Genomic DNA, 9,810 nt, shown 5'->3' on the forward strand with positions numbered 1-9,810 from the left:
ATGCCCGCGGCCGTCGACGGCAGCACCCACAAGCCGGCCCGCCACGGCGAGAGCCCGTGGACCAGCTGCAGGTACTGCATGACGAAGAGGTTGAGCCCCATCATCACGAAGACAGTGCCGGTCATGGCGCCGAGTGAGACGCTGAACGCGGGGTTGCGGAACAGTTCGACGTCGATCAGCGGGTCATCCAGCCGCTGCTGGCGACGGAAGAACACGAAGCCGACGGCGAGGCCGACGATGATGGCGACGACCGGCAGCCCGGCCCAGCCATCCTTGGCCAGCTCCTTGATCCCGTAGATGACCGGAAGCGCAGTCGCCAGCAGGAGCAGCGCGCTGACCAGGTCAAGCCGGCCGGTGTCTGCGCTGCGGTACTCGGGCAGCAGGAACGGCCCGACGACGAGCAGCAGCGCCATGACCGGCACGCCCACCAGGAAGACCGATCCCCACCAGTAGTTGTCCAGTAGTGCGCCACCGATCAGGGGACCGATCGATCCGCCGACCATGAAGCTCATGGCCCACAGCGAGATGGCGGTGGTGCGCTGCTGTGTATCGAGGAACATGTTGCGAATCAACGACAATGTGGACGGCATCAAGGTCGCTCCGGCCACACCCAGCAGAGCCCGCGTAGCGATGAGCATCTCGGGGCTGGTTGAGTACGCCGCCAACACGGATGCGACGCCGAAGGCCGCGGAGCCGATGAACAGCAGCCGTCGTCGTCCGATCCGGTCGCCGAGGCTGCCCATGGTGATCAGGAAGCCGGCGATCAGGAAGCCGTAGATGTCGGTGATCCAGAGCAGCTGGGTGCTGCTCGGTTGCAGATCCGCGCTCAGGTGCGGCACGGCGAGGTGCAGCACCGTGAGGTCCATGACGACGAGCATGGCGGGCAGGGCCAGGACGGCCAGACCGATCCACTCTCGTGCCCCGGCGCGCGGTGGGGCGGTCGTGGTCATCTCAAGTCCTCTCTCTGTGGGTGGGGCGGTCGTCAGCGTGGCAACCTGAGAAGGACAGTAGGAGCTCAACCAAAGTTGAGGTCAATCTCGTGCGACGAGCGTCACACGGTGGCCGGGCCGTCGACCGTAAGTCACAGCGCCCAGTGGGTCTCCTCGACCGGCCGGTACCTGCAGGTGATCCCTGTGGCCACCGATGTTCGGAGATGCTCGGCGAGCTCGGGGTGGCGTCCGTCGAGGCGCCGCAGGGTATCCCGGATCCGGGCGGTCACCGTCTTCCGGGACCGCTCGGCCTCGTCGCCCAGCCGGCGGGAACGCCCGCCGAGCCCGGCCGCGTTTCTCAGTTCCTCGAGCAGCGCATCGCGCTCCCGGTCCAGCTCCGCCGCGCGCGAGTCGTCCTGCCGGGCGAGCGCTCGCTCGATCTCGTCGTCCAGCTGGGTCAGCCGCCGGCGGTACTGCTCCTTGGCGGTGTCGTCGAGAACGGCGTCCCCACCGAGCCGGCGAGCGGCGTGTGCCTGCTCGTTGCCGCCGGTGGTGAGCAGTTCTGTGGAGGGGACGTCCGCGCCCGGGTGCCCGAGCAGCGTGTGGATGTCATGCAGGCCCTTCGCGTCGGGCATGAGCGCGGTCCGACCGGCGAAGGTCAGCGTCCACACTGAGCCGTCGAACCGGAAGACGTTGCCGGAGCCGGCGGCCGGTCCGTGATCGCTGAGGTCCGGCGACACCTGCACGGAGGCGGTGTTGTCGGCCGGTGCCTCCGGCGATCCGCTCACCTCACCGAGCGTGGCGTTTGCGCGCTGAGCGAGGTCGACGTCGCCCAGCTCCCCGGCGAGTGCGACGACTTCGTCCAGCAGGCGTCTCGCAGCGACATCGTCTCCAGTGCGCCGGTGCTGGTCGGCGAGCGCGAGGATGATGGATGCACGGCGGCGCGGCGCGTCGTCCGGGACGATTTCAAGGGCGCGACGGTAGTGCGTGGCGGCCTCTTCGGAGGCGAGCCGGCAGGCGGCTTCCCTACCGGCCGCGAGCAGGTAGCGCATCGCCTCGCGCTCCGGCACGTCGGGCACGGCAAGGTACGCATGGTGAGCAAGGTGGGCCGGCGGAACATCCTCGCCGTCCTGTTCCTCCATGGCACGGACGACGGCGGCGTGTCCGCGTCGTCGTCCGTCGGTGTCGAGTGAGTCGTAGAGGATCTCCCGGACCAGATCGTGGGCGAATCTGAATCGCCCCGCGTCCAGCGGGATCACTAAGCGGGTCAGTGCGGCCTGCTGGAGAACCTGACGGGCCTCCGCCGCTGGCATACCCGATACGGACGCGAGCACCTGCCGGTGGAACTCCGGACCGATGACGGCGGCGTCGGTCAGCATGTTCAGGATCGGTTTCGGCAGGTAGGACAGATGCCGCTCGACTGCGTCGCGGATTCCGGGCGGGGCGGCGTCGATGGTTCCGCCGACCAGCCAGAGCCGGGCCATCTGTTCGATGAAGAGCGGGTTGCCGCCGGTGCGGCGGTGGACGTCCGCCACCAGGTCCGCTTCTGGCTTCTCGCCGTTCACCTGTGTGATCAGCGCCTCGACGCCGGATTCGTCCAGGCCGGTCAGGGTCACCGTTGTCGCCTTCATCTCCAGCGGACGCAATAGCTCGCGCAGTGGATGGTTCGGTGTCTCCACCTCGACGTCGCGGTATGTCCCGACCACGAGGATGCGTTCGAACCACGTGTGTCGCACCACGAAGTCCAGCATCTGAAGCGACGAGGCGTCTGCCCAGTGCAGGTCCTCGATGGCGACGATCACGGGATGCCGGCGCGCGATCGTGGACAGCAACGTCGTCACCGCGTCGCACAGCCGGAACGCCGCGTCCTCCAGGTCGCCCATCGGGGGCGGTTCGGAGATGTCGCCCACCAGGAACGTGAGGCCGTCTCCGGCCGCCTCCGAGGCTCCGGCCCACTCGTCCACGTCGAGCTGCCGCTCCAGGCTGCGGATCGCCTGCACCCATGGCCAGTAGCCGGGTGCACCCTCGCGATCCCAGCATGCGCCGCTCGCCACCAGGGCGCCTTCCCGGCCGGCAGCCCGCAACGACTGCGTGACCAGGGTGGTCTTCCCGACGCCGGCCTCACCCGCGACGAGTACCAAGCCGCCATGGCTGGTGAGTGTCCGTTCGACCTCGGCCTGGATCAGCTGGGCCGGGTGCTCGCGCCCGATGAGCGCAGGTGTCACGTTCGTATCCCCTGACAAAGTCCGCCTTCGCTCTTCCTGGATCCTCCGCTGGATCGGATCTCGCGGCCGCGAGACAAGGACTAGCGCCTTCCGGATGAGACACGTCACCGGAGGTACTCATGGACACGATCGTCAGCGGTGAAACCCTTGCCCACCTTACAGCGGCCCGGACCGATGAGCCCTCGTTGCGCACGGCGGTGATCGTCGGCAGCACCAGGGAAGGCCGGGCCGGGGACGGCATCGCCCGGTGGTTCGCCGGCCACGCCGAGCGGGACGACCGGCTCGACGTCGACGTCGTCGATCTCGCCGGCTTCGCGTTTCCGGACCGCTATCCGCGCCGGCCGAACGCCGCCATGAAGGAGTTCGCGTCGAGAGTGGACCGCGCGGACGCGTTCGTCGTGGTGACGCCGGAGTACAACCACGGGTACCCGGCTTCGCTGAAGCAGGCGATCGACTACGGCTGCGACGAGTGGTTCGCCAAGCCGGTCGGCTTCGTGTCGTACGGGATGAGCGGGCGTGGTCTGCGGGCCGTCGAACAACTCCGCCAGGTCTTCACGTCTCTGCACATGGTCGCCGTCCCCGATGTAGTCAGCTTCGACCTGTTCGACGGGAGCATCGCCGACGGCCGTCCACGGGACGCCGAAGCGGCCGAGACAGCGGTTCAGCGCATGCTCGCCCAGCTCACCTGGTGGGCATACGCCCTGCGTGCGGCACGGCGGGCCGGTGCGTATGCCGTCTGACCCCGCGGAAACGCATCCACCGGATATCGACCAACAACCAGCATGACAGGAGAAAGAACATGATCCACGCACAGAACCTGGTCCGACGGTTCGAGTTGAAGAACGAGACCGTCCACGCGGTGCGCGGCGTCGACGTCGATGTCGCGCCCGGAGAGGTGGTGGCGTTCCTCGGTCCGAATGGCGCCGGCAAGAGCACAACGCTGCGGATGCTGACCACGTTGTTGCCGCCCAGCGACGGAACGGCCACTGTGGCCGGCTTCGACATCAGGAACGAGCCGGTTGAGGTGCGCCGCCGGATCGGTCATATCGGCCAAGGCAACGGGTCCTTCGACGGCCTGCGAGTACAGGAGGAGCTCCAGATCCAGGGCCGGTTCTACGGTCTCGACCGCGGCACCGCGCGGGTTCGCGCGAGGGAGCTGCTGGACCAGCTCGACCTGTCCGAGCAGGCGGATCGCGACGTCGCCCGGCTCTCCGGTGGCCAGCGCCGACGGCTGGACGTCGCGATGGGCCTGATTCATCGGCCACAGCTGATCTTCCTGGATGAGCCGTCGTCCGGCCTGGACCCGCAGAGCCGGGCCAACCTGCTGGAGCACATCAGGCGGCTGCACCGGCAGGAGGATGTCACGATCTTCCTGACTACCCACTATCTCGACGAGGCGGACGCCGTCGCGCAGCGCGTGGTCGTCATCGATGACGGCCGGATCATCGCCGACGGCACGCCCGACCAGCTCAAGTCCAAGGTGTCCGGCGACCTCATCACGGTCACGCTGCAGGGCCCCGAGGATCTGCCCACGGCCGCTGAGGTTGCGGGCCGGATTCCCACCGCGCACGAGATCGAGCCCGGGTCGGACAGGGTGGCCTTCCGGGTCGAGCACGGCGACACCGCGATGCCGGAGCTGATCCGCGCGCTGGACGCTGCCGGGCTGGTGATGCGTGGCGCCCACGTTCAACGGCCGACGCTGGACGACGTGTTCCTGAACCTGACCGGACGCAGCCTGCGCGACGAGGACTGACGACGCTCCTTCAGCAGCCCAGAACCCGCATTCAGACCACCGACTACACAAAGGACTACTGAGATGAACTTGATCACCTCGACCGGCTCGGTGTTCGACCGCGAGCTCCGAGCCAAGATCCGTACCCCTTGGCCGTACGTAGAGGCCCTCGCGGATCCACTACTGCTGCTCATCCTCTTCGCACCGCTCGTCGCGGGGCTCGGTGACATGCCCGGGCTGCCGGCCACGGACACCATCCAGTGGTTCGTGCCCGGCATGCTGGTTCTGATGGCGTTCACCACCAGCGCCTTCATCGGCTCCGGGATCCAGGAGGAGCGACAGGCCGGCTCGCTGGAGCGGATGCTGGTCACCCCGGTGAACCGAGTATCGCTGCTACTCGGACGAGTGCTCCGCGTGGTGGTCATAGTCGCGGTGCAGAGCGTGGTGGTCGTGGCCGTGACGGTGCCGTTCGGACTGCGGGTGCACCCGGACGGGATCCTCGTCGCGATCCTCCAGCTGGGTGTGCTCGCCGCTGCACTCGGCATCGCATCCCTGGTCACCGGGCTCACACTGCAGAATGCGTACGCGTTCTGGGGCGTCATCGCGATCTTCTACACACCGATCATCGTCACCTCGGGTGCGTTGCTGCCGATGGACCTGGCTCCGGACTGGCTGTTCGCCGTCTCCCGGATCAACCCGCTGGCGCACGTCGTGGAGGCGCAGCGGACGCTCTTCGTCGGCGACTTCGCGGACTCCTCCATCGTGCTCGGGTTCGTCGTCGCTCTCGCCGTCGCCGCGGCCGGCGTCCTGATCGGCACCCGGGCCATGAACCGGATCCGTCTGTGAGACGAGAACGGGTAGGACCCGGTGGGTACCAGGTGCCCGGGTCCTACCCGTTCGGCTTCACCAGCCCGGTCTGGTAGGCGACGACGACGGCCTGGACCCGGTCTCGCGAGCCGAGCTTGGCGAGGACCCGCCCGACGTGCGTCTTGACCGTCGCCTCGGAGACCACGAATCGGGCGGCGATCTCGCTGTTGGACAGGCCGTGCGCCATCTGGACGAGGACCTCGCGCTCACGTTCGGTCAGCGACTCCAGCGCCTGGGTACCGGCCTCCGGCGCCTCCTCGCGGAGCATCGGAGCGACATGGTCGAGCAGTCGCCGGGTGGTGCTCGGTGCGATGACGGCGTCGCCCCGGTAGACGGTGCGGACCGCGGCGAGCAGCTCCTCCGGGGGTGCGTCCTTGAGCAGGAAGCCGCTTGCGCCGGCCTTGATCGCGGCCAGCGCGTACTCGTCCAGGTCGAAGGTGGTGAGCACGATGACCTTGGGAGCCGGGGCATAACGTGGGTCGCCCAGCAGGTGGCGCGTCGTCTCGATGCCGTCCAGGCGAGGCATCCGCACGTCCATGAGAACCACGTCGCAGCCCGTGACGCTCAGCTTCTGGAGCGCCTCGGAACCGTTGTCCGCCTCCGCGACGAGCTCCAGGTCGGGCTGGGAGTTGATCACCATGCCGAGCCCGGCCCGTACGAGCTGTTGATCGTCGACGAGGACGACGCGGACCGCCCGGCCGGTGTCCTCGTCTCCGGCCGGGTTTCCTACGTAGCCGGTATCGGGCGGCGTCGGCGTCGTTCCTGTCACTGTCGCATTCTCTCTCCACTCGGGTAGGGAAGGTGGGCACGGACCGCGAATCCGCCGCCGGGGACCGGACCAGCTTGCAGCCGCCCGCCGTACAGGGTGGCACGCTCGGTCATGCCGGGTATCCCGTGGCCGGAGCCGGCGGCCTCGTCACGGAGCGCGCTGTCCGCCGCGGCTCCGCGCCCGTCGTCGGTCACCGCGATCATCAACCCGGCCGGAGTCCATTCCAGGCGCACGTCTGCGCCGGCGTCCGGACCGGCATGCTTCAGCACGTTGGTCAGTGCCTCCTGCACGATCCGGTAGGCGGCGAGCTGGACGCCTGATGACAGCACACGCGGCGGGCCGGTTGTGGTGAGCCCGACGTGGAGGCCGCTGTCCTGGACGCTGGCGATCAGTTCGTCGAGATCCGCGAGACCGGGCGTCGGTGCCCGGGATGCGTCGTCGTCGGTACGTAGCACACCCAGCAGGCGCCGCATGTCAGTCAGCGCGGCGCGGCCGGTTTGGGAGATCGTCTCGCAGGCCCGTACGGCGGCCTTGGAGTCATCGTCGCCCGCATACCTGCCGCCGTCCGCCTGCGCGATCACGATGGAGAGAGAATGCGCGACCACGTCGTGCATCTCCCTGGCGATCCGCGCCCGCTCGTCGGCTGCGGCCAACCGGGCCTCCTGCTCGCGTTCCACCTCGAGCCTGCGTGCGCGTTCCCGCAGGGCCTCGAGCTGCTGGCGGCGGACGCGCTGCAGGTCGCCTAGCGCCCACGCGGCCAGCACCAGCGCGGTGATGCCGACCGTCACCATGGCGATGTCGTCGACATAGACGAAGTAGCGGGCGCCGGCCATCAGCGCGCCGGCGAGCCCGAGTGCCAGCCCGCCGCGGCTCGCCCAGCGCGGCGCGTACGCGGCCAGCCCGTGCAACGCCACCAGCACGCCGACCTGCCCTCCCAGGAGCGGGGCGCCCAGGATTACCTGCACGATCGAGGTGGCCGCGACCAGCCCGCCGCTCCAGACTGGCCGGACCCTGCGCAGCGCAAGCGGCAACGTGAGGCCGGCCGCGATGAGAGGGGTGCCGACGGTGGTAAGCAGATTGTTCAGTCCACGGGACACCGCCCACAGCGCATCCGGGCTGTCCGGCCCGGCGTACGGGTCGGCGAAGACCGGCCAACCGGCCAGGCCGACCACGAAGAACAGGAACAGCGCGAACAACGAGTCGACGACCAGCGGGTGGTCCCGCAGCCACAGGTAGATCCGGTCACGTCGCCGCACAGCGTCCGACCTTACGCCGCGGGACGTGACGTCGTCTGGCATCCGCCGTCATGGCAACCAAGCTTCTGCCGCGCAGAGCGACTCTGCGTCAGCTTGGAGGCTGATCCGGCGACGGCCGCGTACGCCCGCAGGCGGACGGACAGACCACCCTGAGCGTCGACGCTTCCCAGTGCCGCTGCGCCCTAGCGTCGTCAACTGACATCACATGTCCGGTGCGCCGATCCCGGCGCGCCGGTATGACGAGCAATGGAGGATCAATGTCCATATCGGCGACGTCCGGCTCCGCCGTACGCGACGAAGCCGTGCGCGGCCGGCAGCACGCCGTCACCGCCGCGGGGTTGACGAAGGTCTACGGCGACGGTGACACCGCGGTCCGCGCGCTGCACGAGGTCGATGTCGCCTTCGGAGCCGGCGTGTTCAGCGCCATCATGGGCCCGTCCGGCTCCGGCAAGTCCACCCTCATGCACTGCCTGGCAGGTTTGGACACCATCACCTCCGGCCGGGTCTGGCTCGGCGCCACCGAGCTGACCGGTCTCAGTGACCATGCCCTCACGCTGATGCGACGGGAGAGGGTCGGGTTCGTCTTCCAGTCCTTCAACCTGCTCCCCATGCTGACCGCGCGGCAGAACATCGAGCTACCGCTCGAGCTGGCCGGGCAGCGGGTCGACCGGCGATGGCTGGACGAACTGACCGGCACTCTCGGCATCGACGACCGGCTGGCCCACCGCCCTGCGGAGATGTCGGGCGGTCAGCAGCAGCGAGTGGCGATCGCCCGTGCCCTCATCACCCGGCCGGATGTGGTCTTCGCCGACGAACCCACCGGGAACCTGGACTCCCGTGCGGGCGCGCAGGTGCTGGACTTTCTGCGGCGCAGCGCCCGCGAGCTGAACCAGACCATCGTGATGGTCACTCACGACCCGGTCGCCGCCTCGTATGCGGAACGGGTCGTCTTGCTCGCTGACGGCCGGCTGGCCGGCGACCTCGCCGACCCGACCGCGGAGCGGGTGGTGGCGGCTCTCGACCAGCTCAGAGGTCACAGCGACGACGGGGCGGAGCTGTAATGCTGCGGGCGACTCTCAGACAGATGCGGGCGTACGCCGGCCGCCTGGTGGCAGCCGGTGTCGCGATCGTGATCGCCACCGCGTTCGTGACCGCCACGCTACTGAGCGCCGGCATGATCGAACGGACTGTGCACAACGCGGTGCTGACCGGGTATGCCGGCGCGGACGTCGTCGTCAGCGGCTGGGACATCTCGCCCGAGGCTCTCGAGCAGGTGCGAGAGGTCCCTGGGGTGGCGGGAGCGGACGGCCGGCTGATGGCCGCGGTGACGCTGCGCAGCAGCGGGCATACGGACTATCAGTCCGCCTCGCCCGTTCCGGAGACCCCTGAGCTGCGGATGGAGCTGTTACACGGAGGCTACCCGGACGGCCCCGGCGAGGTGGTGGTGGCCGAGCCGGTGGCCGAGCGTCTTGACCTGGACGTCGGCTCACACACCGAGATCGGGTACGAGGCGTGGACGACGGATGAGACATGGTCCCAAGAGACCGGGACGGTCACGGTGTCCGGCATATTCGCGGATCCCGGCGCCGCATTCGACTCGGACATCCCGGGCGTGCTGGGGGCCCGCGCGGATGTGCAGGAATGGTGGGGCCTGGCCGAGGACGCCGATCCGGCATACCAGCAGTTGCTGGTCGCGGCCGAGCCGGGAACGTCGCCGGAGCAGGTGCGGGACGGCGTGCGGCCGCTGCTGGAACAGACAGGCACGTCGGTGCTCACAGCGGACGAGTACGCGGCGGAGGTGACGGCCAAGTTCACCGCCGGCACATATCTGCTGAGCGCGATACTCGCCGGTTTCGGTGCGGTTGCGCTGTTCGCTGCGGGCATGGTCATCTCGAACACGTTCGCCGTCCTGGTGGCGCAGCGCACCCGTCAGCTGGCGCTGCTGCGCTGCGTGGGTGCGACACGCCGACAGGTGCGGCGCGGTGTGCTGGCGGAAGCCACCATGACCGGTGCGGTGGCGTCACTGGTCGGG

General features: G+C 68.9%; 8 protein-coding genes and 2 pseudogenes. 5 read left to right on the forward strand and 5 right to left on the reverse strand.

The window, feature by feature from the left end; all coding sequences use genetic code 11:
• The 3 genes and pseudogenes from ELR45_RS41765 to ELR45_RS43100 all read right to left on the reverse strand — a co-directional run.
• Positions 1-950 (reverse strand): MFS transporter (locus ELR45_RS41765; RefSeq protein WP_240760268.1); only part of this gene is annotated, 950 nt, incomplete at its 3' end.
• A gap of 131 nt (positions 951-1,081) precedes the next feature.
• Positions 1,082-1,618 (reverse strand): annotated as a pseudogene (locus ELR45_RS43095) (ATPase); the annotation flags it as partial.
• Positions 1,619-2,641: 1,023 nt separating this feature from the next.
• A pseudogene (locus ELR45_RS43100) lies at positions 2,642-3,262 on the reverse strand (AAA family ATPase); the annotation flags it as partial.
• 11 nt (positions 3,263-3,273) lie between these two features.
• Between ELR45_RS43100 and ELR45_RS30770 the strand changes: the two are divergent.
• The 3 genes from ELR45_RS30770 to ELR45_RS30780 all read left to right on the forward strand — a co-directional run bounded on the left by ELR45_RS30770 (position 3,274) and on the right by ELR45_RS30780 (position 5,732).
• Entirely contained in the window at positions 3,274-3,894 is a 621-nt protein-coding gene (locus tag ELR45_RS30770) for an NADPH-dependent FMN reductase (protein ID WP_129669698.1), read from the forward strand.
• Positions 3,895-3,953: 59 nt separating this feature from the next.
• A complete protein-coding gene (locus ELR45_RS30775; RefSeq protein ID WP_129669699.1) occupies positions 3,954-4,907 on the forward strand; it encodes an ATP-binding cassette domain-containing protein in 954 nt (317 codons plus the stop codon).
• Positions 4,908-4,970: 63 nt separating this feature from the next.
• A complete protein-coding gene (locus tag ELR45_RS30780) occupies positions 4,971-5,732 on the forward strand; it encodes an ABC transporter permease (RefSeq protein WP_129669700.1) in 762 nt (253 codons plus the stop codon).
• A 43-nt stretch (positions 5,733-5,775) separates the two neighbouring features.
• On the opposite strand, the gene ELR45_RS30785 is transcribed toward ELR45_RS30780, so the two are convergent.
• Positions 5,776-6,522, reverse strand: coding sequence for a response regulator (locus ELR45_RS30785; RefSeq protein ID WP_240760269.1), 747 nt, complete (start codon positions 6,520-6,522; stop codon positions 5,776-5,778).
• Positions 6,519-7,778 (reverse strand): sensor histidine kinase, encoded by a 1,260-nt coding sequence (locus ELR45_RS30790; RefSeq protein WP_205857596.1) that lies wholly within the window; start codon positions 7,776-7,778, stop codon positions 6,519-6,521. The genes ELR45_RS30785 and ELR45_RS30790 overlap by 4 nt, the downstream gene beginning before the upstream one ends.
• Before the next feature lie 257 nt (positions 7,779-8,035).
• Between ELR45_RS30790 and ELR45_RS30795 the strand changes: the two genes are divergently transcribed.
• Positions 8,036-8,839, forward strand: coding sequence for an ABC transporter ATP-binding protein (locus ELR45_RS30795; RefSeq protein ID WP_129669702.1), 804 nt, complete (start codon positions 8,036-8,038; stop codon positions 8,837-8,839).
• Positions 8,840-8,862: 23 nt separating this feature from the next.
• On the forward strand, positions 8,863-9,810 hold a 948-nt coding region (locus ELR45_RS30800), incomplete at its 3' end, for an ABC transporter permease (RefSeq protein WP_165368247.1).

The sequence above is a fragment of the Phytoactinopolyspora endophytica genome (genome assembly GCF_004138495.1).
In the GTDB taxonomy this organism is placed as follows: domain Bacteria; phylum Actinomycetota; class Actinomycetes; order Jiangellales; family Jiangellaceae; genus Phytoactinopolyspora; species Phytoactinopolyspora endophytica.

Excerpts from the sequence above, each read along its gene's own strand:
- ELR45_RS30775 (WP_129669699.1), top strand. The coding sequence starts at position 3,954 with ATGATCCACGCACAGAACCTGGTCCGACGGTTCGAGTTGAAGAACGAG.
- ELR45_RS30780 (WP_129669700.1), top strand. The coding sequence starts at position 4,971 with ATGAACTTGATCACCTCGACCGGCTCGGTGTTCGACCGCGAGCTCCGA.
- ELR45_RS30795 (WP_129669702.1), top strand. The coding sequence starts at position 8,036 with ATGTCCATATCGGCGACGTCCGGCTCCGCCGTACGCGACGAAGCCGTG.
- ELR45_RS30770 (WP_129669698.1), top strand. The coding sequence starts at position 3,274 with ATGGACACGATCGTCAGCGGTGAAACCCTTGCCCACCTTACAGCGGCC.